The following is a 24,568-nucleotide window of genomic DNA, read 5'->3' as shown; positions in this document are numbered from 1 at the left end:
TCGCTCCGATCGAAGGCGGCCCTCAGCCCTTCTCGCGCATCAGACGTGAGCGCTCGCGATCCCAATCGCGCTTCTTCTCGGTCTCGCGCTTGTCGCCGAGGTTCTTGCCGCGCGCCAGCGCGATCTCCACCTTCGCGCGTCCTTTGGGATTGAAATAGATCCTCAGGGGGACGACCGTGAAGCCTTGGCGCTGTGTGGCGCCGATCAACTTGTTGATCTGACGCTTATGCAGCAGGAGCTTCCGGGGGCGCCGGGTCTCGTGATTGAAGCGATTGGCCTGCAGATATTCCGGGATATAGGCGTTGAACAGCAGGAACTCCTCGCCGGAGGGGCCGGCATAGGCTTCCGTGATGGTCGCCTTGCCTTCCCTGAGCGATTTGACCTCCGTGCCGGTCAAAGCGATACCGGCTTCGATCTTCTCGACGATCTCGTAGTTGAAGCGCGCCTTCCGGTTCTCGGCAACGTTCCGCGTCGTCTCCTTACCGGCAGACATCACACCTCACCCGTTGATCAGCCCTGCATGGACCAAGGCCTCGCGGAGCGTCTGCCGCGTGGCATCGGAGACAGGCACCATCGGCAGTCGCGTCTCCTGAGACATGCGCCCGAGCAGCGCAAGCGCGGCTTTGGCAGGCGACGGATTGGTCTCGATGAAAAGCGCCGTATGCAGCGGCATCAACCGATCCTGGATCGCCAGGGCGCTCGCGTAATCCCCGCGCAGGCACGCCTCCTGGAACTCCGAGCACAGTTTCGGCGCGACATTAGCGCTGACAGAGATGCAGCCATCGCCTCCATGCGCCATGAAACCGAGCGCTGTCGCATCTTCGCCAGAAAGTTGGTTAAAGTGCGGTCCCATCGCCGCGCGCTGCAAGCTCACGCGCGCCACATTGGCGGTCGCGTCCTTGACCCCCGCGATGTTCGGAAGCTCGAACAGCCGCTTCATGGTGTCGACGGACATGTCGATCACCGAACGCGAGGGGATGTTGTAGATCAGAATAGGGATGCCGATGGCGTCATTGATGGCCTTAAAATGCTGATAGAGCCCTTCCTGGCCGGGCTTGTTGTAGTACGGGGTCACGACCAGCACGCCCTGGGCGCCGGCATTCTCGGCGTGACGCGCCAGATCGACGGCTTCTGCCGTGTTGTTGGAGCCGGCGCCAGCTATGACCGGTACGCGCCCGCCAGCGGCGGCAACGCACCATTCGACCACCTGTTTGTGCTCGGCATGGGACAATGTGGGGCTTTCTCCCGTCGTGCCGACAGGGACGAGGCCATGGGTGCCGTTCTCGATCTGCCAGTCGACATGGGCGCGAAACGCGGCCTCGTCGAGGGCACCATCGCGGAAAGGCGTAACGAGCGCAGTGATCGATCCCTTGAAGGGAGAGCGTGAAGTCATCGGTGTGGTTTTCCCCGCGAGGGGAATCTCCCATGCAGCGTTTTTCGGTGCGGCGGTTCGGCCGCCAGCACACGGAGGAAGTCATAGCCTCCTCAAGGTGATGGCGCAAAAGGCCAGCATAGTAAAGGTGTGATGCGGGTGATTTGGAATTCGTTAAGATCCAAGAGCGACAACTTTCCTAACGCAGGTGTAGTGTGTCCGTGCTCGAGTTCGGGAGTAGCCGGATGAAGCCGAGAACGCGCCTTCTGGCGGGAATCGCGGTTGCCGTTCTCTCAACCGCTGTGGTGTGGCCGGATAGAACGCCGGTTCAGATACAGGCCCCTCCTCGCGACAAGGAGGCGGAAGCGCCTGCGCTCGCACCCACGCCCCCTGTCCCGGCAGCAGAGAGAGCCGCGGCTGAGGGGGCCACCTCACCCACGGAAGCCATCGCGGAGGCTGATCCGACCGAGACGACGCCCACGCCGGTGAACACCGATCCGGCGACCCTCGCGTATGCCGGCCCGGACCAGATGCAGAGCCGCGACACCAAGCCGCTCCATGCCCTTTCGATGGCCCGCCCCGACCTTGATGCCATCACCGCGGAAGCCGACACGGTCACGCGGATCATCGACCTTTATCGCAAGGGGAACATCGCCGAGGGCGATGAGCTCGCCGCTGGACTATCGGGCGCGGCCGCGCGCACGCTCGTCGAATGGATCGCCATCCGCCACAACGGCTCGCATCTAGGCTTCAAGCGCCTTTCGGCTTTCCTGACGAACCGGGCCGACTGGCCTCAGAGCGACATTACGCAGCGTTACGCGGAGCGCGCGATGTGGCGGCAGAAGCTATCGCCCGCCGCGACGCTATCCTTCTTCTCCGGACGCGAGCCTGAAAGCGCTGACGGCAAATACGCTCTGGCGCTCGCCTACCAACAGGCCGCCGAGGACAAGGACCCTCAACCGAGCGACAAAGGCTCGGAGATGAAGGTCCCGGACAAGGCCCACGCCCTGGTTCAGGATGCCTGGCGCAACGACCCGGTTGATCGGGATCTCGAGCGCGCCATGCGGGAGAGCTTTCCCGCGGTCTTCACCGCAGACAACAATCGCGCGCGGCTGGAGCGCCTCGCCTTCCGCAAGGACTGGGCATCGGCCCAACGTCTGGCTGCCGATATCGGCCCCACCGAGGTTAAGCTCCTGAAGGCCCGCATGACGATCGATCGCGGCGGCAACATGAAGGCTGCACTCAACAACCTCAGTGCCTCGGAACGGGCGGAGCCGCTGATCCAATTCGTCGAAGCACAGGAGCTGCGTCGCGACGGAAAGCGCGAGGAAGCCGCGGCGATCATGCTGAAGGCGCCGACCAAGCGCGAGGCCGTCGTCGAAGGCGACCAATGGGCGAAAGAGCGCCAGCGCCTTGCGCGCGGCTTGCTCGAGGCAGGCAAGCCGCAACTGGCCTACGACATCATCAGGCCGAATGTTGCGGTCAGCGAGACGGACACGATCGAGACAGAGATGCTCGCCGGCTGGATCGCCTTGCGCTTCCTCGACAAGCCCGATCGAGCCGCGGAGCATTTCGCGGCAGCTGAGCCGCACGCCGACCTGCCGACCTCCGTCGCGCGCGTGGCCTACTGGCGCGGCCGAGCTGCCGAAGCCGCAAAGCACCCCGGCGAGGCGGACACGTTCTATGAGGCTGCAGCCCAGCACGTCACCACCTATTACGGGCAGCTCGCGCGCGCCAAGCTCGGCATGACCGATCTGCCGGTTAACCCGCCCCCGAAAGGCGATGTCCTCGCGCGCGCGTCGCTCGAGAAAGGCGAAATCGTCCAAGCAATCCGGCTTCTTTACCATCTCGACGAGCGGCGGATCGCTACTCTTCTGCTCGATGAACTCGCACGCAATGTGCAGGGTGCTGACACGATGACCGCTGTCGCGCACATCGCGGCCTCGTTAGGAGACACCCGGGCAGAGCTGGTCGTTGGCAAGCGTGCGCTCTACCGCGGCTTTCCCCTCGACCGGACGGCCTTTCCGACAAGCGGAATTCCGACCTTCGAAACCGCGGGTGATAGCGTCGAGCGGTCTATGACCTATGCGATCGCCCGGCAGGAAAGCGCCTTCGCTGCGGACGCGGTTTCATCGGCCGGGGCGCGCGGGCTTATGCAACTCATGCCCGCCACCGCGAAAGCCACCGCGCAGAAGGCAGGCCTGCCCTTCGACGTCGATCGCCTGACGAGTGATCCGGCCTACAACGCCACTCTGGGCACGGCGCATCTCGGCGAGCTCGTCGGCTATTGGCGCGGGTCCTACATTCTGACCTTCGCCGCCTACAATGCTGGGCCCGGCAACGTGCGCAAGTGGATCGCCGCCTATGGTGACCCGCGCGACAACGGCGTTGACACGGTCGACTGGGTCGAGCGCATCCCATTTCCGGAAACACGGAATTATGTGCAACGTGTTATGGAGAATCTTCAGGTCTACCGGCATATTCTGAGTGACCGAACCGCCCTGTTCATCGAGCGCGATCTCCGGCGGGGTGCATTCCAGTAGGCAGCCGCGCCAGGGTCGGTCATAAGGTCGCCTGGCAATGTTGCCGGGTCTTGTTGCGTGCTGTGCTGGTGACTGATGACTGTGAGTGACGGCTTCCGCGATGAATTTGTAAGTGCAAGCGATGGACTGCGCCTTCATGTCCGAATTTACGGCAGCCACCCCAGCGAATATCTGCCCGTGGTGTGCCTGCCGGGGCTTGCTCGCACGGCCGCGGATTTCCATGAACTCGCGATAGCCCTTGCTTCTGACGCCCGCCGTCCGCGCCGTGTCCTTGCCGTTGACTATCGTGGCCGCGGCCTCTCGGAATGGGACAAGGACTGGACGCACTACGATCCCCAGGTGGAGGTCGATGACCTGCTCCAGGTCCTGACCGCGCTTGGTGTGCCAGAGGCCATTTTCGTCGGCACATCGCGCGGAGGTCTGCTCATCATGGCGCTGGCGGTTGCGCGCGCCGGCGTCGTGAAAGGAGCCGTCCTTAACGATGTTGGCCCTGTTCTCGATCCGCGCGGGCTGATTCGCATTCGCGGCTATATCGGCAAGCTGCCGACACCGGCTGATTTCCGCGAGGCCGTCGGAATCCTCAAGCTGCTCTCAAGCGCCCAATTCCCTGCGCTAGGCGATGCCGACTGGGACCTTCTCGCGCGCCGTACATGGGTGGAGGAAAAAGGCAAGCTCATTCCCGCCTATGATCCGGCGCTGGTGAAGACGCTCGAAAGCGTTGATCTGGAGGAGCCGCTACCGGAACTCTGGAGCTACTGTGATCTTTTGCGCAACGTGCCGATGCTGACGATACGGGGCGCCAATTCGGATATCCTGTCTGAAGCGACATTGTCTGCCATGCAGGCCCGCTACCCCAAGATGGAAGCCCTGACCATCCCGGACCAGGGCCACACGCCGCTCACTTGGGAACCCGCCGTGATGAAGGCCATCCTGCGCTTCGTACAAGGCATCGATGCGCGGATGCCGTAGGGGCCTCGGAACCTGAACTCAACAAACGAGCAGCTTGCAATTTGAATCAAAAGACAGGCGAAAGCATTTCATATTACTGCATTTTCTTGTCCCAAAGCTGTCCGGCAGCACCCGTAAGCCCGTTCCCTAGAACCCCTTGTTGAAACGCACACGCGCATCGATCGTCCCATCCAGGGTCAGATCCTTGAAACCGATGCGCCGGCTCACGAATTCGCCGGAGCGCGTGTAAAGCACTTCCAGACCGAGATCCATGTTCGCGACCGGCGACCAGGTCAGTCGCGTGCCTGTGCCCAAAGTCAGTCTTCCGTGGTCATCTCCCTGGGCCCGCAAAGCGATCCTTGGCGGCTCCTGCCAGGCGAGATTTGCGAAAACCGTATGCCGAAGGTTCGGCAGCCAATGGTGAACAAGCCCGCCCGACAGGCTCCAACTCTCCGCTTGCGGCACAGTCTGCGGCAGCTCGGGCTGGGTGGTCTGTACGGCGGCCGTTCCCGCGCTCACCCCAGCCTTGAGGTCCCCTTCGACGAAGGCGGCCTGAAACCAGAGGAGATCAGCAGGCGAGACGGTTTGCGGCCCCAGCCGTGTGACGATCTCGACGCCGAATCGGGTCTCACCGGCCGGGGTCGCCTCGATTTTCGTCAGCGAAAGCTCGCTCAGTCTGGTCGCCGGATCCAACTGCGCGACGTCGATCAACCGAGTCTCCCGGCCGCAAGGGGATCCGGCATTCGCGACATCGCTGAGGTGGCGGGTGCAGGCCTCAGCTTCAGCGGATGAGGCAGTACCAGCAAGGGCAAACGCAAATGCCAGCATCGTCAGCCACCGCAGACGCAACGATTTCGCAGGCTGGATGATGAACGAGTTGCCCTCGATCTCATCAAGCCTGGAAGTCCGGCAGGGCCCGTCGCGCCGCATGTCCATCCATGCCTCGACCGATTGCGCGCTTAAGCTGCATGCCTTGCGCGATACAATCAAGGATGGGAGAATGCCGATGAGCAGCAATGCAGCCCGCGCCAACGGCCTCGCGGAGGCAGCATCCCACAGGAAAATTTAATGAACTTTCCGGGAGTGCGAGCACGTCGTCACTGGATGGCGAAATGTCGCCGGTCCATTCGCCATGACCTCAGTGGCTTATGACGATCGACAATCCATCATAGGCGGGCTCGATGCCGGTGGGCAGTTCGCCGGATAACTTACCATAGTCGAGATCGTTATGGAGATTCGTCAGGAAAGCCTGTCTCGGCGTCACGCGATCGATGAGCGCCAGCGCTTCCGACACGCTGAAATGCGTCGCATGCGGCGTGTAGCGCAGCGCATCCAGGATCAGAACGTCGAGCCCCATGACGTAGGGCACGCTCGCCTCCGGCATGTGGTTGATGTCGGTGGCGTAGGCGAAATCGCCGATCCGAAATCCGTAAGCTTCAAGACGGCCGTGCTGCATCGAGAACGGCATGGCGGTGACGGCACCACCAGGCCCCTCGATGACGACCGCTCGTCCGGCCTGAAGAGAATGCTCTATCAGGAAAGGCGGATATTCGCTGTCGAGGGGCGTCGCGAAGCAATAGCCGAAGGTTTCCCGCAGGAACTCGCCAGTCGCTCGGTTCGCATAGACATCGATGGGACGACGCATACGCAGCGACAGCGGCCGTAAGTCGTCTATGCCGTGGGTATGGTCCGCGTGCTGATGCGTGTAGAGCACGCCGTCGAGATGGTCGACATTCGCCGACAGCAACTGTTCCCGGAGGTCCGGCGATGTGTCGATCAGCACGCGGGTTGTTCCTCCGCTACCGCGCCGCTCGACGAGAACCGAACACCGCCTGCGCCGGTTGCGCGGCTCGCCGGGGTCGCAAGCACCCCACCCGCCGCCGACGCGCGGGACGCCACCGGATGATCCACAACCGAGAACGGTAACACTCATCGTCACGAGGCACGTCCTTCCGCATTGGCGACCAGCTCATCCCGGCCGACTTTCGCGAAGAGGCGTTCGAAATTGGCGGTGGTCGCGGCGATCAGGGCAGCTTCATCCATCCCCTTCACCTCTGCAAGAACGCGCGCGGTATAGCCGACATGCGCGGGCTCATTGCGCTTGCCCCGGAAGGGTTCCGGTGCGAGATAAGGTGCATCCGTCTCCACCAGCAGGCGTTCAATCGGCGCCATCGCCGCGATCGCCCGCAGTTCCTCGGATCGCCGGAAGGTCAGGATTCCAGAGAACGAGAGGTAGAGCCCGAGCTCAAGCCCTACCTCGGCCAGTTCCCGGCCAGACGAAAAGCAATGCAGCACCGCGGTGAAGGTTCCTGCCCGGATCTCGTCCTTCAGGATCGCGATCATATCCTCGTCAGCCGACCGCGCGTGAATGACGAGCGGAAGCCCGCTGTCCCGCGCTGCAGCGATATGTGTCCGGAACACCGCCTGCTGTAGGTCGCGCGGATTGCGATCATAGAAATAGTCGAGGCCCGCCTCGCCGATCGCGATACAGCGCGGGTGAGCGGAGAGCGCGACCAGCCGAGAAACCGGCACGTCGGGCTCTTCGCCAACCTGGTGGGGATGCGTGCCCACCGAGAAGAAGACGCCGGGATTGCGCTCGGCCAACGCGCGATAGGTATCGAATTGGCTGACGAGGGTCGAGATCGTGACAAGGCGCCTGACGCCTGCCGCCTGCGCCCGCGCCAGGATCGCGTCGAGATCAGTCTGGTAGTAGTCGAGATGGCAATGACTATCGACCAGCATGCCCGTCACGCGCCCTGCCCTTCGCCCGCGGCCTCCGGCTCGACATACCGCGGGAAGATTGGTGCGGGAGGCGGCAAGGCACCGCCCTCAGCCAGGCGTCCCGCAGAACCGAGCGCCGCGAAATTGCGCGCTTCCGGCGAAATAGCGAGCAGGTCGAGAAGCTTTTCGGCGGCGTTCGGCGTCACGGGCTGCACGAGGATGGCCACCTGCCGCAACACCTCAGCCGTGACATAAAGGACAGTCGCCATGCGGGCGGGATCCGTCTTGCGCAGCGTCCATGGCTCCTGAGATGCGAAATAGCGGTTCGCCTCCGCCACCACGGCCCAGGTCTCGGCCAGAAGGCTGTGCAGCGCAAAATCGGCGATCGCCGCGCGTGCCTTGGGCATCAGCGCGTCCGCAGCAGCAAGCAGTGCCTCGTCGGCCGGCGCGAAGGCCGAAGGCGCCGGCACCTTGCCGTCGCAGTTCTTGGCGATCATCGAGAGGGAGCGTTGCGCCAGATTGCCGAGATCGTTCGCGAGATCGGCATTGGTGCGATTGACGATCGCTTCATGGCTATAGCTGCCATCCTGGCCGAACGGCACCTCCCGCAGGAAGAAGTAGCGCACCTGGTCGAGGCCATAGCGCTCCACGAGCTCGAAGGGATCGATCACGTTGCCGACCGACTTCGACATCTTCTCGCCGCGGTTGAACAGAAAGCCATGCGCGAAAACGCGCTTGGGTGGCTCTATTCCCGCAGCCATCAGGAAGGCCGGCCAATAAACCGCGTGGAAGCGTAAGATGTCCTTGCCGATGATATGCGCGCTCGCCGGCCAGTAGCGCCATTTCGGAGCTGCGGCGTCGGGATAGCCGGCCGCGGTGATGTAATTGGTCAGCGCGTCCACCCAGACATACATCACGTGCTTCGGATCGTCCGGAACCGGCACGCCCCAGTCGAAGGTGGTGCGAGATACCGAGAGGTCACGCAGCCCAGACTTCACGAAGCTGATCACCTCGTTGCGGCGCTCCGTGGGCCCGATAAAATCCGGATTCGCCTCGTAGAAGGCGAGCAAGCGATCCTGATAGGCGGAGAGACGGAAGAAATAGCTTTCCTCCTCGTTCCACTCCACGGGCGAGCCGAGCGGCTCACGGCGCACGCCATCGTCGCCGACCTTAGTTTCGCTCTCCTCGAAATAGGCCTCCTGGCGCACTGAATACCAACCGGCATAGCGATCGAGGTAGATGTCCCCATTGGCAGCCATCGCCTTCCAGATCGCCTGGCAGGCTTCATAGTGGCGCGGCTCGGTGGTGCGGATGAAATCATCGTTGGAGCAGTGCAGGTGTTTGAGCAGAGTCTGAAACACCGCCGAATTGCGGTCCGCGAGTTCCTTAGCCGTCACCCCTTCCTTCTCGGCCGTCTGCTGCATCTTCAGCCCGTGCTCATCGGTGCCGGACAGGAACAGCACGTCCTTGCCGTCAAGCCGCTGAAACCGCGCCAGGGCATCGGTGGCAATCACCGTATAGGCGTGACCGATATGCGGCGCACCATTGGGGTAGAAGATCGGGGTCGTGATATAGAACGTCTCGGCCATGCGCCAACCACCAGAGGCGACGACATCATGGCTCACGCGGCGCTGGAGCGCCGAACGGCCTCCGCGAGGTCGCCGATAAGGGAAAATACGAACGGGCGACGATCGAGATTAAGAACCTGGACGTCGCGCGCCGCGCGGAGGCCTTTGTCCCATACCTCCACGAGTGGCGCAAGGCGTGAGGCGCCGCCAGCCGCCTCGCTGTGCAACCGCTCGCCAATCCAATCTCCGACCGTCGTCAGAAAAGTCGAGAAGCGCTCGTCGTCCGCGCGTCCGGACAACTGCTCCGCAAGGCTGTAAAGCTCGGTCACATCCTCATCAGGCAGGCGGGCGAGCGTCCGCTGGACACGCTCGACCAACGCGCTGACATCCGGGTCGATCAGTCGGAGTGCCGTGCGCACGGAGCCGTCTGCCATCCCCGCCGCCTGCTGCACGGCCGCGGAATCAGCATGTCCGTGCAGATTCGTCAGAACAGTAGCCACATCGTCCGCTGAAAGAGGCCGCATGGTCATCTTGCGGCAGCGCGAGCGCAAGGTCGCCATCGTGCGCCCGGGTGCATGCGCAACGATGAGGAATACTGAGCGCGGCGGCGGCTCCTCAACCACCTTGAGCAGAGCGTTGGCGCTGGCCGCGTTGAGATCCTCGACGCTGTCGACGATTGCTACGCGGTAGCCGCCGGCACCGGCGGTGGTCCCGAAGACCGCGAGCGCCCGGCGCACCGCGTCGATGGGAATGGACGTGGAGGGCCCCTTCTTGTCAGTCCCCGGCGTTCGCCGCAGGACCACGAGGTCGGGATGGGAAAGCGCAGCCACCTTACGCGCTACGGGGTGGTCCTGGTCAATGCGGAGATCCGTCGCGCGCGCAACGGCTGGTGCTGAAGGGTCGGGGTTTGCGAGGAGAAAACGCGCGGCGCGATAGGCAAAGGTCGCCTTGCCGATGCCCTGTGGCCCACCGATCAGCCACGCGTGATGGAGGCGCCCGCTCCGGAAGGCTTCAAGAAACGCGGATTCCGCCCCGGCGTGTCCGACGAGATCAGCCTGCTCACGCGGATGCGGACAATCCAGAAAGCGGTCAGCTTCGATCCCATCAGCTTGGGACACGCGGTCCCCGCTTTGTCCTCTTCGACGGCTGCATCTTTGCGCGGGCGGCCGCAGGGATCGGCAGGCGCTCGACGACCGCCGTCCAGATCGCCTCCTCGACGTCATCCTTGTCTTTCGTAGCGTCGATAACGACGCACCGCCCCGGCTCGGCGGCGGCGATAGACAGAAAGGCTTCCCGCAACTTTTCGTGGAAACCAAGCCCTTCAGCTTCGAAACGATCGCTGGCGCCAGCGGTGCCCGTGCGTGCAGCCGCCCGCGCCAGGCCAGCCTCGGCCGGCAAATCGAGGATGACGGTCAGGTCAGGCATGACATCTCCGGCGACAACCCGCTCCAGAGCGGCAATCTGCCTGGGATCGATGCCCCCGGACGCGCCTTGATAGACGCGCGTCGAATCGACGAAGCGATCACAGAGGACCCACGTGCCCCGCCTGAGCGCCGGTGCGATCAGGGTGTCGATGTGGTCGATGCGGGCTGCGGAAAACAGAACAGCTTCGGCCAGCGTCCCGAAGCGCTTGGCGGCGCCCGCCAAAAGCAGCGCGCGGATCTGCTCGGCCTTAGGGGACCCGCCAGGCTCGCGGGTCATGACGACGTCGACACCCGCGCCCTGAAGGCGCGCGGCCAACCGCTTGATCTGCGTGGACTTTCCGGCTCCCTCACCGCCCTCGAATGTTATGAAGGGGGCCTTTTCCACGCGCTCCGCTGCTTGTTTCATCAAAGCGGCTTGCACCTAAAGCTTGTTGAACGCGTCCCGGATAAAGCCGGTCGACAACTCGAACATTGCTCCGAAGGCGCGCTGCGAGATACTGCCCCGCTCCACCGCCCGCGCCGTCACGAGCGGCAGGTCGAGCACTTCGACGTCGCCGCGTGTCACCTTGAAGCGTGCGACTTCCTTACCCGCAGCGACCGGCGGCATCAATGGCCCGGTGTAGACGATCTTCGCGACGAGCTTGTCGGCCGAACCGCGCGGAATGAGAACCTCGATAGGATTGGGCGACACGAGGCCGACGCTGCTTTCCACACCACCATAGACGCTCGCTTCTCCCACCTCCACATTCGCGCCGAACAAACGCCGCGTCTCAAAGGAACGGAAACCCCAATCCAGAAGCCGGCGCGCATCGTCTGCGCGATCCCGCGCCGTCTTCAGACCATTGACGACAACGATGAGCCGACGCTCGCCGCTTACGGCTGAACCGATGAGCCCGTAGCCCGCCTCCTTGAGATACCCGGTCTTGACACCATCGGCACCGATGCTCATCGCGATCAGGGGATTGCGATTAAGCTGGCGTATCTTGTTCCAGGTGAACTCCGGCTTGCCGAAATAGGTGTAGAGATCGGGATAGGTGCGGATGATGTGGGCGGTCAGGATTGCGAGATCGCGGGCGGTGGTACGCTGATCCGGATCATCAAGGCCGGTCGAATTCATGAAGGTCGAGCGTGAAAGACCGAGTTCGCGCGCGCGATCGGTCATCATACGCGCGAAATTGGCCTCGTTCCCGGCAATGCCCTCCGCGATGACGATGGACGCGTCATTTCCCGATTGGATCGCGAGGCCCTGGAGGAGATCGATGACCTTCACCGAGCTGCCAAGCGCCGCATACATCGCCGAACCGCCGGACGGAGCGCCACCACGACGCCAGGCATTTTCGGAGACCACGAACTCGGTGTCGAAGGTAATGCGCCCTTCCTTGATCTCACGGAAGAGAAGCTCGGCGGTCATGACTTTGGCCATGCTGGCCGGAATCATGAGCGTGTCGGCGGCCTTCTCATAGAGAACGGTCCCGGAACCATAGTCCATTAGGATCGCATGCGGAGCTGCCGATCGAAAATCCTGGGCAGCGGCAACGCCCGTCGTGGCAAGGATGAGGCTGGCAATGCGCAGGAGCTGGCCGACGGCGGAGCCAATCGCCTGCACTTTTCTGCCTTGCCGATATCGAGCCGCGAAATACCGAACTGGAAAGGCTGCGCCAATCTGCAGGAGTCCAGGCCGGCTTGGCTTCGAGGGCGAGCTGTTCGTTACGCAAGACATAGCCGCACTCCCACCCACAATACGAAACGCCCGGAATCTTGCTCCGGGCGTTCGCTGAAATCAACAGTGGGATCGATACTTAGTCGAGCGAGCTCGATTTGAAGGAAACAAATCTTTGCGTATTTGTTTCGATAAGTCCGCTGCTTGCCCGGAAGGCGTTCGGCATCGACTGCGTCTCAGCATAGAAAAGCGCTGCGGCCTTCGTGGGACGACGCTCCTGGTTCGCAGCCTGACGCTGCGGCACCGAAGGCGTGCCGCGGGTCGTGCCACCAAGATCAAATGGCCGCTCTGGCGGAAGCGGGATATTGGTCACGACACGCCCCTGGCTTGGCACCGGCGCCGTCGCGAAGGACTGTACGGCGGCCGCAGCCGAAGCTGGTGTCGCCACCGGCGCCGCATAGGCCACGCGCTCGATGCGAGGAGCAGCCGGTGGCGGCTCCTGCCGGGGATTGAAGGCAAGCGCCTGGGGTTTGGCAGGCTCGGCACGGGCAACCATGACGGGAGCTGTCGAGCCCGGAAGGCGAGCCGGGCCCTGATCGGTCAACGTGGCCATCAATTTGCGATCGTCACTACCGGCAAGACCGGCGCGGCCGAGATAATCGACCTGCACGCGCGCGGTCCCGGCGCGCTTGAAGCCAAGCGCCTCAGCAGTCCGCGAAGAGACATCAATGAGACGGTTGCCGTGGAACGGCCCACGATCGTTCACGCGCACGACCATCGATTTGCTGTTGGTCAGATTGGTTACGCGCACGTAGCTCGGAAGCGGCAGGGTTGGATGCGCCGCCGCGATCGAGAGCTTGTCGAAAACCTCGCCGTTCGCCGTTTTGCGGCCATGGAAGGCGTCACCATACCAGGATGCGAGGCCAACGCGCGAATAGTTGGTATCTTCGCGTGGGTGGTAGACCTTGCCGGCGATGGTGTAGGGCTTTCCGACATGGTCACGGCCACCGCCCTTGGGGATCGGGCCGCTGGAAACGACGCGCGGGCTCGGCGAGACGCCATATTTTGGATCGATCTTGGAGCCCTGCTGCTGCGGCGCGCTGCAGTTGGCGAGAACGAGGGCTGCCGCGGAGGCCGCCGCCCCTTTGAGCAGGGGCCGTGAAAGGACCTTCAACCGGAGAAGACGCTGGGGAACATCGGAATATGCATCGGCGACATCATCACTGGTGCTCGTTCGTTGCGTCTTCTCGAAGACCAGCATTGGCCCATCCTGTGTCGTTGCGGTATGGCGGATTTACAGACCTCCAGGCGATGGCGCAACCCATCTTCCCCGGAAAGCCCAAAACACCGGCCAATCCGACAGCCCAAACTTGCCAGGCGGATAACAAATCCTTGAGGCGTCTCTGCATTCGATGAGGAATCAAATGCATCTACGCAAGACGCGCCTATCAGGAGCACGCCCAAATACGGCAAAAGCATGACACGATCAGTCCTGGCCCGCTAGCCAAATTAGGCTGACGTCCCCGCCCGCCGACATCAGTTCTCCTGTCCCGACGACGCTTTGTCGGTGCGTTCCCTGCCGTTCGAGCGCCGCCGCATCATCCAGAGGACGCCGGCAACGATGGTGATGACGGCAAGCGCGAGCCCGCTCGCGCCCCACGGGCCGATCCTGTGGAGGAACACGCCGACATGGCTCAGGTGGCGGCCAAACAGGAGAGCTCCCCCGCCCCACACGAGAACCCACAACCCCGCGCCAATGACATTGAAGAGCAGAAAGCGCCGCCATGGCATTCCGGCGACACCCGCTACGACGCCATTCAACTGTCTGAGAATATTGAAAAAGCGAGCGAACATGACGGCGACCGGGCCGTATTGGCCGAAGACCGCCTCGATCCGTGAGAAGCGTTCCTCGGTGAGCCCCACCCGCCCGCCGTAGCGCAGCAGCACCCCACGTCCGACGAGGCGCCCGAGGAGATAGCCCACGTTGTCCCCAAGCACCGACCCGAGCCAAGCGTAGACGAAAAGCCAGGTTGGGGAGAGGTCGCCGCGCGACGCCAGCACGCCAGCCGCGACAAGAAGGGATTCGCCCGGAAGCGGAAGACCGAGCGATTCAAAAAACAGGACGAGGCCAACCACCGGCGTGCCGTGGGCGCGCAAAAATGGTTCAAACGAGGCAAAAAAATGATCCACGTGTCAGCTTTCGCGGCGATATCGATAAGTGCTGGCTATCACGATAGCGGGCTCCTCGCTTGACCTCGCGGTTTAACGATAGGTCGGTTTCAGCCTACGTGTGACGCGAGAGACGATAGAAGATCCCTTTCTTCCCGCTCGTTATCTGGGGCACGCGGAACGTCGACGGCGTGCAGCAGCGCAGCATCATCGTTGGCCGGCGTGTTGACGCGGTGGGATACGGGCCAGTGCGTCATCGCCTCGGCGGGATATGGCCGGAGCATATCGCGCGGATCTGTCTCGTGGGCAGATAGCCACCGATCGTATCCCTCAGGGCCGATAATCACCGGCATACGGTGGTGAATTCGGTTGATGCACGCGTTGGCCTCCGTCGTCAGGACGCAGAACGTGCGCATCCATCCATTAGTGGGATGCCGCCAGTTCTCCCAGATACCCGCGAGAGCGAAGGGCGCAGAATCGCGCATGGCGATAACATGCGGTTGCTTCGTCCGCATTCCCGGAATGGCTTGCCATTCGAAGAACCCGTCCACCGGCACGAGACACCGCCTTCGCGCGAAGGCCGCGCGAAAGCTTGTGAGACTGTGAACCGTTTCCGCCTTGGCGTTGATGGGGCGGCGGCCGCCCGCGGGATCCTGCAACCAGGATGGGATCAGCCCCCAGCGGAGGAGATCCAGTCTGCGCTCACCGGTCTGCGGATTCTCCCGCACAACCCAGAGTGGTTGGCCAGGCGCCCCATTGTAGCGCGGCTTCACGCGGGACGACGTCCCGTCGACAACCGCGTTCAGAATGCCCAGGGCAAGAAGTTCCGGCTCGCTGGCCTGGATGATGCGACCGCACATGGGCGGCCACTAGAGCATGTCCGTAGGCGGCAATCCAGTACCAACGCGCATCAGCCGGTGCCTTTAACGATCTGGAGGAGATGGGGCGACGAGCGATGATCGTTCGCCCGTCCGCAAGCCTGTACTCTCTCGCACCGTCTGCCGGCGGACGCCATGCGGATAGGAGACCAGCCTATAGCTATCTCTTCAAAGGCTTGAGGATGCGTGAAGCAGCCTCCCTCTGTTGCTGCAACATCTTGAAACCGCTGATATTTTTTCGCACCCACGAGGGGGCACCGCCTGCCATCTTGCCAAAAGACGCATTTCCGCTTACATATGTTGCACGATGTTGACCGGACGATGGGCCGGACGGATGCACTTATTCGCTTTCGCCGAGCGGCGTGCTCCTTCAGACTACCTCTCCAAATCGACAGAGTTCGACGGTCAGCGGATGTGGCTGCCGGCGTTTACCCATGGCCGAAAGGACTTTCTATGGCGACAGGTACTGTAAAGTGGTTCAACGATCAGAAGGGCTATGGCTTCATCCAGCCTGACAATGGCGGCAAGGACGTTTTCGTCCACATCTCCGCGGTGCAGCGTTCGGGTCTGGTCGGACTCGTCGAGGGACAGAAGGTCTCTTACGAGGTTGAGGCTGATCGGCGCACCGGCAAGGAAGCTGCTGTCAACCTTCAGGCCTCCTGAGCCTACTTACGGATCTCGGGCGGCCCGATTTCGGGCCGTCCAGCCTGACAGATGTTCCCATTCAGGTGGTGACACCGGAAGGTGGGAGTTCGTCCCAGGTTTAGATTATCGAGCAAGGCTGTGCTCAGCCCCACCGGTTCGCCGGTTTGCTCATATTCGACGACCGGTCGGCAAGACCCAATAACAAAGGATAACATAATGAACTTCATCTTCGCGCCGCGGCGCGTTGCAAGCCGTCGCGTCGGCGACAGCTTTACCGTCGACAAGCTTTGGACCGACACGGCCGGACGTCGGCAGGATCTCAGCCATCTCATCGATCGCAGTTACCGCTATCGCTCCTCACGCGAGCTACGCTGGCATCTGGCCGATCGCTTCGGCCTGGCGCCTGACCAATGCGCTCTGCGCCCAGCTTGAAACGCTGAATAGCCGGACATAGAAACCAGCCGTCGGCTTGGCCGAGCGAGCTTCTACTCATCGGGCATCCGCGTCGTTTGCTACGACTTCTCTGATTTTGGCCCTGTCTGTGACGGGGCCATTTGCATAAGTGTTGGCATCAAAGGTCGACGCTGTTCACAATGATGCTCACGACAACGAAGACCAGAATCGACACCGCCGTGTTGACGAGGATCTTGCGCAGGAGCTGAGGATGCTGGGGGGCGCCGGGTTCGGTTCCGGCCGGTATGCCTTCCCCATCGTCTTCGGCCTGGCTTCGGACCCAGAACGGCAGGATCGCGAAGAGCGTGGTCCACCAGATGATGAAGAACAGCGCCAGCGATCCGGTGATCGTCGACATCGGCATATAGTCTTCCAACATTCCGGTGCGGATCCTCCCTCATCGCCCATTGAGCGGCCAGCATTGGCACGGCCTGCCTTCCCCGCTACCGCTCGGGCAGCAGGCAGTCCTCTCTTCCTATACGGCAAGAATATGCACGTGACAGGTGGGCTTCTTGCCCCAGGCATGCTGGATTTCCGAACGGACGGCGCGCTCGAGCGCCTTTGCCACGCTGTCCGGGTCGCGGCGCTTGGCGCGGGGCAGACCATCGAGCACGTCGGCGATCGCGTCGGCGATTAGCTCGACAGTGGTGTCGGCGCCAAAGGCTTCCGGCAGCCCGCTGAAGGAGACCTGCGAGTCCGCGGCAATATCGCCCTTGGAATCCAGCGCCAAGGATATGGTGACCACGCCACTGAAGGATAGGCGGCGGCGCTCCGGCACCACAGTCTCGCCGCTGTCGACGAGCACCGTTCCATCCTTGTACACCCGCCCCACCGGCAGCTGATCGACCACGGAAGGCTTGCCCGGCGCCAGCTGCACGACGTCCCCATTCATCGGCCGCAACACCTCCGGCACGCCCATGGCGCGGGCGAAATCCTTATGCTCGGTCAGATGCAGGGCTTCGCCGTGGGCGGGGATGGCGATCCGAGGCTTAAGCCAGCCGTAGAGAGCCTCGAGCTCCCCGCGCCGTGGATGTCCGGAGACATGGACGAGGTGATTGCGGTCAGTGATGATCTCAATGCCGCGCTGGGCCAGGCTATTGATGATGCGATTGACCGAACGCTCGTTGCCGGGGATCGTGCGCGACGAAAAGATCACCCGGTCCCCTGGCGCCAGCGTCATGTCGGGATGACTGTCCGTAGCCACCCGCGCGAGCGCCGCGCGTGGCTCGCCCTGGCTGCCTGTGAGAAGGGCGACCACCTTGTCACGCGGCAGATAGCCGTAGACATCCGGCGACCGGAACGGCGGCAGGCCCTCAAGGTAGCCGCAATCCCCCGCCACATCGAGCGCGCGCTCCATCGCCCGGCCGAACACGACGACTTCGCGTTCGGCGAGAGCCGCCGCCCGCGCCACCGCATGGAGACGCGCGACATTCGAGGCGAAGGTCGTGACCGCGACACGCGCGGGCGATGTCTTGATGATTTCGGCAAGCGTGGCGGCGACATCCGCCTCGCTCGGGCTGATGCCCTCGCGGAGCACGTTGGTGGAATCGCAGACGAGCGCGAGCACGCCTTCCTCCCCCAGCTCCCGCAAGCGGGCCTCGTCGGTGGGCAGGCCGAGCGGCGGCGTCGGGTCGATTTTCCAGTCGCCGGAATGCACGACGAGGCCAAGCGGCGTGCGGATGGCGAGCGCGCAGGCCTCTGGGATGGAGTGAGCGACAGGAATGAATTCGCAGTCGAACGGCGGCAGAGACACACGGCCGCCCTGCGGCACGACATGGATTTCAACCTTCGGCGCGCCGGGCTCGGAGAGGCGGCGCGCTTCCAGAAGGCCGGCCGCGAATGGCGTGGCGTAGACAGGCACACGCAGCCGCGGCCACAGATCCGCTATCGCGCCGATGTGATCCTCATGGGCGTGGGTGATCACGATGCCGACGAGGTTCTTGCGCTCTTCCTCGATGAAACGGATGTCGGGCAGGACAAGATCGACGCCAGGCACGTCCTCGCCCGCGAAGCTCACTCCGCAATCGACCATCAGCCACTGGCGACGGTTCTCGGGGCCGAAACCATAGAGGCTCAGGTTCATGCCGATTTCACCGAGCCCGCCGAGGGCTGCGAAGACCAAGCTGTCGTTGCGGGGCGCCATACCCTCCTACCCTTCCCTAAAACGATGAGAAACCCGCGCATGATGAACGCGGGTTTCCACGCCCCGCCGCACAGCGGCAGACGCCTGAATCTGAGCTCGCTGAAACCTAGGGTTCGTCAGACTATGCGCGAAGCCGGCATGATGCCGCGTGTCACAAACGAAGCGCGGCACGACCCACCGCGGGGGCGAGCCTTGAGTGTGAGGGGCTGATCGAAATGCTGTGACCGAAAGCAGCGCTACGTTCCTATTACACTTTTGCTGTGGCCGCGACACCGAAATAGACATCACCGGCAGCAACCGCCACCGTGCCCCCCTCTGCCCTTCGTATGATGAGTTGGCCTGAGTCGTCGATGGTTTCAAAGGTGCCTCGCACGATTTCTCGCCCGATATGCACCGCTACGTCAGCTCCAAGCCCGGCTGCGCGCTTCAACCAGCGGGTGCGAATGGCCCCGATACCCCTGCCCTCATCCCACAGCGCGACGGTGCGGACCCAACTGTCCGTCAGGGCGGTGAACACGTCTTCAGCGGTTACGGCCGCGCCCAGGGACGACAAAGAGGTTGCCTTGTAAGGCAGACCATCGGGGACCATCGCGACATTGACACCAATCCCGACAACGACGATCCGGCGCCCGTCGGCAAGCTGCTCGCTCTCAAGAAGGATGCCCACCAGCTTCGCGCCATCGCCGAGCACATCGTTGGGCCATTTCAGGAGCAGGCGTCTCCCACCTGCTGAACCGCTATCGAAATAGGGGGCAATATGGGTAACCGCATCCGTAAGCGCTATCCCAGCAACGAAGCCCAATGTGGCCGCGACAGCGGGCGTCACGTCGGTGACCATCACGAGCGAAGCCGCGAGGTTGCCGGACACGTTGGCCCAGACATTACCACGCCGACCCCGGCCCGCAGTCTGCTGGCGCGCGACAACCCAGGTGGGCTGCGTCAGGCCGGCTCTGCCCATGGCCATTGCTTCGACATTGGTCGAGCCCAGGCTTTCGAACGCGGCGAGTCCGAAGCCTGCGTCACGGGCCTCCTGCCCGAGGCTGAACGGCATACTCAGAAGAGAGACTTCGCTGCCGCGGAAGCGGCTGCCACGATCGACGCCGGTGCGAGCCAGAAGAGGATCACGACGACACTCGACACCCCAAGCACGAAGCGCACTTCAGGCGCCATCGGCTGGTAGGCGCCGGCCTTCGGCTCATCGAAATACATCAGCTTGATGATGCGCAGGTAGTAGAAGGCACCCACCACGCTCGCCAGCACACCAATGACGGCAAGGCCATAGAGCTTGGCCTCGATGGCAGCACCGAAGACATAAAGCTTGGCGAAAAAGCCCGCGAGCGGCGGAATTCCGGCCAGCGAGAAGAGAAGCATCGCGAACAGGAAGGCGAGCACCGGCTGGCTGTTCGACAGTCCCGCGAGATCATCGATCGTCTCGACCTGCCCGCTTTCGCGGCGCATCGCGATGATGCAGGCGAAGCTGCCCAGCGTCATGGCAAGATAGAGCGCCATGTAGATGAGCACGCTCTGCACGCCGTTGGCGGTGCCCGGCGCGAGGCCGACCAGGGCGTAGCCCATGTGACCGATCGACGAATAGGCCATGAGCCGCTTGATGTTGCGCTGGCCGATGGCGGCGAAGGAGCCGAGCACCATGGAGGCGATCGCCACGAACACGATGATCTGGCGCCACTGACCGATAATGTCGGGGAAGGCTCCGATAAAGACCCGCACCATGAGCGCCATGGCTGCCGCCTTCGGCGCGCTGGCCATGAAGGCGGTGACCGGGGACGGCGCACCCTCATAGACGTCCGGTGTCCACATATGGAATGGAACGGCGGAGATCTTGAATGCAAGGCCTGCGGCAATGAAGACGAGGCCGAAGATGAGGCCCGTGCCACCATGGCCGCCCGCGAGCGCCGCGGCAATGCCGGGGAAGGAAACCGTCCCCGTGAAGCCATATACCAGGGAGGAACCGTACAGCAGCATGCCCGAGGAGAGCGCACCCAGGACAAAGTATTTGAGGCCAGCTTCCGACGAACGCGCGTTGTCACGGTCGAAGGCGGCGATGACGTAGATCGCGAGGCTCTGCAGCTCGAGGCCGAGATAGAGCGCGATGAGATCATTCGCCGAGATCATCATCATCATGCCGAGCGTCGCGAGGACCACGAGGATCGGGTACTCGAAACGATCGAGCCTGGCGCGCCGGAAGAAGTCACGCGCCAGGAGAAGCGCGGCAGCCGAACCGACCAGCGCCAGCAATTTCATGAAGCGCGCGAAATTGTCGACGACGAAGGAGCCACCGAAGGCCTCCGCGCGCTCACCACCCTGCAGAGCCACCGCAACGCCGGCGGCGGCGATCAAGGCCACCGCGAGAGCCGAGACGAGCCCGTTGGAGCGCTCGCCGCGAATGGCGCCGATCAGAACGAGCGCAAGCGCACCCGCTGCCAGAATGAATTCTGGCAGGACCACACTGAAGGCTGGGAAGAGCGGTGCCATCGGTTCTATGCCTTAATGCGAAAGGAAGGCGGCGGTCTTGACGCCGGCGAGCGCGGCCTCGGTGCTGCGCAGAAGATTGTCCGTGGACGCAGCGAAGGCCTCCAGAATGCCGTGCGGCTGCACGCCATACCAGATGATCAGGAGGACGAGCGGAACGAACATGACAATCTCGCGGGTATCGAGATCCGTGATCGTCCTGAGGCTCGGCTTCTCCAGCTTGCCGAACACCACCCGACGATAAAGCCACAGCGCGTAAGCAGCCGAGAGGATCACGCCGGTGGCCGCAATGATCGCCACATACGGGTTGGCCCGGAAGGCCCCCATCAGGGTGAGGAACTCGCCGACGAAGCCGGAGGTGCCAGGCAGTCCGACATTCGCCATCGTAAGGATCATGAAGACCAGAGCGTAGCGCGGCATACGCTCCACAAGGCCCCCATAGGCATCGATGCGCAGCGTGTGCATCCGGTCATAGACGACGCCGACCGCGAGGAAGAGCGCGCCCGAGACAAGACCATGGCTCACCATCTGGTACATGGCGCCCTGGATGCCCTGCTCCGTCATGCTGAAGAGGCCCATCGTCACGAAGCCCATATGCGCCACGGAGGAGTAAGCGATCAGCTTCTTGATGTTCTCCTGCATCATCGCCACCAGCGAAGTGTAGACGATGGCAATTACCGACAGGGCGAAGACGAGCGGGGCGAAATAGGCCGATGCGTCGGGGAACATCGGCAGGGAGAAGCGGATAAAGCCATAGCCGCCCATCTTCAGCAGGATGCCGGCGAGGATGACGGATCCCGCCGTCGGCGCTTCCACGTGGGCGTCGGGCAGCCAGGTATGCACCGGCCACATCGGCATCTTCACCGCGAGCGAGGAGAAGAAGGCGAGCCACAACCAGGTCTGCATGGACGGCGCGAACTTGTGCGTCAGCAGCGTCGCGATGTCGGTGGTGCCAGCGTCCCAGTACATCGCGAGCACGGCAAGCAGCATGAGTACCGAGCCGAGCAGCGTGTAGAGGAAGAACTTGAAGCTCGCATAGATGCGGCGGTCATGCCCCCAGATGCCGATGATCAGGAACATCGGGATGAGGCCCGCCTCGAAGAAGAGGTAGAACAGGACTAGATCGGCGGCGGCGAAGACCGCGATCATCGTCGTCTCGAGCACCAGGAAGGCGACAAAATATTCCTTCACCCGGTGATGGATCGAGTGCCACGACGCCAGGATGCAGAACGGCATCAGGAAGGCCGTCAGGACGATAAATGGCATCGAAAAGCCGTCGACACCGAGCTTGAAGGCTATGGCATCAGACAGCCAGCGATGGGTCTCTACGAGCTGAAAGGCCGGGTTCGACGCGTCGAACCGGCTCCAGGCATAGAGCGCCAGGAGGAGCGTGATGATCGTCGTGATCAGCGCGCCCCAGCGCGCGTTGGAGGCGACTGCCTCCTCATCACCGCGCAGGACCGCGATGAAGGCCGCGCCGATAAGCGGCAGGATGAGAAGGCCGGAGAGAATGCCGAAGCCGAACATCAATGCGCTCCCCCGACCAGATACCATGTCACGAAGGCAGCCACCCCGATGAGCATGGCAAAGGCGTAGTGATAGACATAACCGGTCTGCAACCGCACGACCCGGTTGGTGACGTCGATGACCCGCGCCGACACGCCGTCAGGCCCGAAGCCGTCGATCAGCCAGCCATCGCCCTTCCTCCAGAGGAAGGTGCCGAGCCACTTGGCAGGGCGCACGAAGAGGAAGTCGTAGATCTCGTCGAAGTACCACTTGTTCAGCAGGAAGCGGTACAGGATCGGGTTCGACTGCGCGAGGCTGACCGGAATGCGCGGATTGATGATGTAGAACCACAGCGCCAGCACGAAGCCCAGCATCATCATCACGAAGGGTGACCAGACAACCCAGGTCGGCACTTCGTGCATTTCATGCAGGATGTGGTTGTTCGGGCCGGTGAAGAGTGCGCCCTTCCAGAAGGCGTCATAGTTCTCGCCGATGAAATAGGACTTGAACACGAAGCCAGCCAAGAGGGCACCGACCGCCAGAACGATCAGGGGGATCAGCATGACGAGCGGGCTCTCATGCGGCTTCAGATCATGGCCATGACCGTGCCCGTGATCGGCGTGACCATGATCGTCGTGGTGATGGGCATGGTCGTCATGACCATGGGCGTGATGGCCATGATCATGCGCTGCGTGCTCACCCCAGCGCGGTTTGCCCTCAAAGGTCATGAAATAGAGGCGCCAGGAGTAGAAGGAGGTCATCAGCGCCGCGATGACGGTCGCGATGAAAGCGAAGCCAGCCGCGGGATTATGAGAGGCATAGGCTGCCTCGATGATCGCATCCTTCGAGAAATAGCCTGCCGTGAAGGGAAAACCCGTGAGCGCAAGATTGCCGATGGTCATCATCGCCGCTGTGAACGGGATGTAGCGCCTCAAGCCTCCCATGTTGCGCATGTCCTGCTCGTGGTGCATCGCGTGGATGACGGAGCCCGCGCCCAGGAACAGCAACGCCTTGAAGAAGGCGTGGGTGAAGAGGTGGAACACGCCGGCCGAATAGGCCCCGACACCGAGCGCGACGAACATGTAGCCAAGCTGCGAACAGGTCGAATAGGCGATCACGCGCTTGATGTCGTTCTGCACGAGGCCGACGGTCGCCGCGAAGAAGGCCGTGATGCCGCCGATAACCGTGACGACCGTAAGGGCCGTCGGCGCATATTCAAAGGCTGGCGACATCCGCGCGACCATGAACACGCCTGCCGTCACCATGGTGGCGGCGTGGATCAGCGCCGACACAGGGGTCGGGCCTTCCATCGCGTCGGGCAGCCAGGTGTGCAGGAGGAACTGCGCCGACTTGCCCATGGCGCCCATGAACAGGAGGAGCGATGCCACCGTCAGCGCATGGTAGTCATGGCCGAAGATGTGAAACTTCGCTTCAGCCAGCTCGCCGACCCGCGGGAACAGGCTGTCGAAGGACGCCGTGCCGAACAGCACGAACAACAGGAAGATGCCGAGGAGGAAGCCGAAATCACCGACGCGGTTGACGATGAAGGCTTTCATGGCTGCGGCATTCGCGGAGGGCTTCTCATACCAGAAGCCGATCAGCAGGTAGCTCGCGAGACCGACGCCTTCCCAACCGAAGAACATTTGCAGCAGGTTGTCGGCCGTCACCAGCATCAGCATGGCGAAAGTGAACAGCGAGAGATAAGCGAAGAAGCGCGGCCGGGCCGGATCCTCGTGCATATAGCCGATCGAATAGAGGTGCACGAGCATGGAAACGGTCGTCACGACGATCAGCATTACGGCCGTCAGCGTGTCGATGCGGAAGGCCCAGTCGACGCTGAAGCTGCCGGAAACGATCCAGCTCGCGACCTTGACCTGAGCGGCCTCGCCGTAGAAGCCGACACGAACGAAGGCGACCCAGGACAGCGCACAGGCGACGGCAAGCAGCGATGTCGTAATGACCTCGCTGGCGCGCGCGCCGATCTTCTTGCCGAAGATGCCGGCGATCAGAAAACCCACCAGAGGCAGGAAGACGATTGCGTGGTACAT

22 protein-coding genes are annotated in these 24,568 nt (G+C 62.8%); 4 read left to right on the top strand and 18 right to left on the bottom strand.

Annotated features, from left to right (window positions below; translation table 11 throughout):
- Nucleotides 1–22: 22 nt before the first annotated feature.
- Both smpB and dapA read right to left on the bottom strand, forming a co-directional pair.
- Entirely contained in the window at nt 23–493 is a 471-nt protein-coding gene (gene smpB, locus KIO76_RS18555; RefSeq protein WP_213324624.1) for an SsrA-binding protein SmpB, read from the bottom strand.
- Between the two features lie 6 nt (nt 494–499).
- Nucleotides 500–1,393 (bottom strand): 4-hydroxy-tetrahydrodipicolinate synthase, encoded by an 894-nt coding sequence (gene dapA / locus KIO76_RS18550; RefSeq protein WP_213324623.1) that lies wholly within the window; start codon nt 1,391–1,393, stop codon nt 500–502.
- Between the two features lie 224 nt (nt 1,394–1,617).
- Here dapA and KIO76_RS18545 point away from each other — a divergent pair, with 224 nt between their 5' ends.
- Complete coding sequence (locus tag KIO76_RS18545; protein ID WP_213324622.1) at nt 1,618–3,915, top strand: lytic transglycosylase domain-containing protein; 2,298 nt, start codon at nt 1,618–1,620, stop codon at nt 3,913–3,915.
- A 75-nt stretch (nt 3,916–3,990) separates the two neighbouring features.
- On the top strand, nt 3,991–4,884 hold the full coding sequence (locus KIO76_RS18540) for an alpha/beta fold hydrolase (protein WP_213324621.1): 894 nt from the start codon (nt 3,991–3,993) through the stop codon (nt 4,882–4,884).
- A 126-nt stretch (nt 4,885–5,010) separates the two neighbouring features.
- On the opposite strand, the gene KIO76_RS18535 is transcribed toward KIO76_RS18540, so the two are convergent.
- The 10 genes from KIO76_RS18535 to KIO76_RS18490 form a co-directional block, all read right to left on the bottom strand.
- On the bottom strand, nt 5,011–5,574 hold the full coding sequence (locus KIO76_RS18535; RefSeq protein WP_213324620.1) for a hypothetical protein: 564 nt from the start codon (nt 5,572–5,574) through the stop codon (nt 5,011–5,013).
- Nucleotides 5,575–6,001: 427 nt separating this feature from the next.
- Nucleotides 6,002–6,796: an MBL fold metallo-hydrolase gene (locus KIO76_RS18530; RefSeq protein ID WP_213325339.1), complete on the bottom strand. Its 795-nt coding sequence runs from the start codon at nt 6,794–6,796 to the stop codon at nt 6,002–6,004.
- A 2-nt stretch (nt 6,797–6,798) separates the two neighbouring features.
- The gene (locus KIO76_RS18525) at nt 6,799–7,605 is read right to left on the bottom strand and encodes a TatD family hydrolase (protein ID WP_213324619.1); all 807 of its coding nucleotides are present in this window, start codon (nt 7,603–7,605) and stop codon (nt 6,799–6,801) included.
- Between the two features lie 5 nt (nt 7,606–7,610).
- A complete protein-coding gene (metG, locus tag KIO76_RS18520; protein ID WP_213324618.1) occupies nt 7,611–9,173 on the bottom strand; it encodes a methionine--tRNA ligase in 1,563 nt (520 codons plus the stop codon).
- Nucleotides 9,174–9,205: 32 nt separating this feature from the next.
- Entirely contained in the window at nt 9,206–10,270 is a 1,065-nt protein-coding gene (locus KIO76_RS18515; protein WP_291976351.1) for a DNA polymerase III subunit delta', read from the bottom strand.
- Entirely contained in the window at nt 10,257–10,982 is a 726-nt protein-coding gene (gene tmk / locus KIO76_RS18510) for a dTMP kinase (RefSeq protein ID WP_213324616.1), read from the bottom strand. The genes KIO76_RS18515 and tmk overlap by 14 nt, the downstream gene beginning before the upstream one ends.
- A gap of 15 nt (nt 10,983–10,997) precedes the next feature.
- The gene (locus KIO76_RS18505) at nt 10,998–12,182 is read right to left on the bottom strand and encodes a D-alanyl-D-alanine carboxypeptidase family protein (RefSeq protein ID WP_291976353.1); all 1,185 of its coding nucleotides are present in this window, start codon (nt 12,180–12,182) and stop codon (nt 10,998–11,000) included.
- 193 nt (nt 12,183–12,375) lie between these two features.
- Complete coding sequence (locus KIO76_RS18500; RefSeq protein WP_213324614.1) at nt 12,376–13,497, bottom strand: septal ring lytic transglycosylase RlpA family protein; 1,122 nt, start codon at nt 13,495–13,497, stop codon at nt 12,376–12,378.
- A 275-nt stretch (nt 13,498–13,772) separates the two neighbouring features.
- Nucleotides 13,773–14,426, bottom strand: a complete 654-nt coding sequence (locus KIO76_RS18495) for a DedA family protein (protein ID WP_213324613.1) — start codon at nt 14,424–14,426, stop codon at nt 13,773–13,775.
- Between the two features lie 89 nt (nt 14,427–14,515).
- Nucleotides 14,516–15,265, bottom strand: a complete 750-nt coding sequence (locus tag KIO76_RS18490; protein ID WP_213324612.1) for an SOS response-associated peptidase — start codon at nt 15,263–15,265, stop codon at nt 14,516–14,518.
- 471 nt (nt 15,266–15,736) lie between these two features.
- Between KIO76_RS18490 and KIO76_RS18485 the strand changes: the two genes are divergently transcribed.
- Nucleotides 15,737–15,946, top strand: coding sequence for a cold-shock protein (locus KIO76_RS18485; protein ID WP_213324611.1), 210 nt, complete (start codon nt 15,737–15,739; stop codon nt 15,944–15,946).
- A gap of 198 nt (nt 15,947–16,144) precedes the next feature.
- On the top strand, nt 16,145–16,360 hold the full coding sequence (locus KIO76_RS18480; protein ID WP_213324610.1) for an AsnC family transcriptional regulator: 216 nt from the start codon (nt 16,145–16,147) through the stop codon (nt 16,358–16,360).
- Between the two features lie 139 nt (nt 16,361–16,499).
- Here KIO76_RS18480 and KIO76_RS18475 read toward each other — a convergent pair whose 3' ends face one another.
- From KIO76_RS18475 to nuoL, 6 genes are all read right to left on the bottom strand, one after another.
- Nucleotides 16,500–16,760, bottom strand: coding sequence for a DUF1467 family protein (locus KIO76_RS18475; RefSeq protein WP_249729644.1), 261 nt, complete (start codon nt 16,758–16,760; stop codon nt 16,500–16,502).
- Between the two features lie 96 nt (nt 16,761–16,856).
- A complete protein-coding gene (locus KIO76_RS18470) occupies nt 16,857–18,524 on the bottom strand; it encodes a ribonuclease J (RefSeq protein WP_213324609.1) in 1,668 nt (555 codons plus the stop codon).
- Nucleotides 18,525–18,771: 247 nt separating this feature from the next.
- Nucleotides 18,772–19,575 carry a biotin--[acetyl-CoA-carboxylase] ligase gene (locus tag KIO76_RS18465; RefSeq protein ID WP_213324608.1) on the bottom strand — a complete coding sequence of 268 codons (804 nt, stop codon included), beginning with the start codon at nt 19,573–19,575 and terminating at the stop codon, nt 18,772–18,774.
- 2 nt (nt 19,576–19,577) lie between these two features.
- Entirely contained in the window at nt 19,578–21,017 is a 1,440-nt protein-coding gene (gene nuoN / locus KIO76_RS18460) for an NADH-quinone oxidoreductase subunit NuoN (RefSeq protein WP_213324607.1), read from the bottom strand.
- A 12-nt stretch (nt 21,018–21,029) separates the two neighbouring features.
- The gene (locus tag KIO76_RS18455; protein WP_213324606.1) at nt 21,030–22,541 is read right to left on the bottom strand and encodes an NADH-quinone oxidoreductase subunit M; all 1,512 of its coding nucleotides are present in this window, start codon (nt 22,539–22,541) and stop codon (nt 21,030–21,032) included.
- Nucleotides 22,541–24,568 (bottom strand): NADH-quinone oxidoreductase subunit L, encoded by a 2,028-nt coding sequence (nuoL, locus tag KIO76_RS18450; RefSeq protein WP_213324605.1) that lies wholly within the window; start codon nt 24,566–24,568, stop codon nt 22,541–22,543. Before nuoL ends, KIO76_RS18455 begins: the two co-directional genes overlap by 1 nt.

The organism is Chelatococcus sp. YT9 (genome assembly GCF_018398315.1).
Taxonomy (GTDB): domain Bacteria; phylum Pseudomonadota; class Alphaproteobacteria; order Rhizobiales; family Beijerinckiaceae; genus Chelatococcus.
The sequence above is the reverse complement of the archived record's forward strand: the minus strand, read 5'-3'. Positions and strand labels throughout refer to the sequence as shown.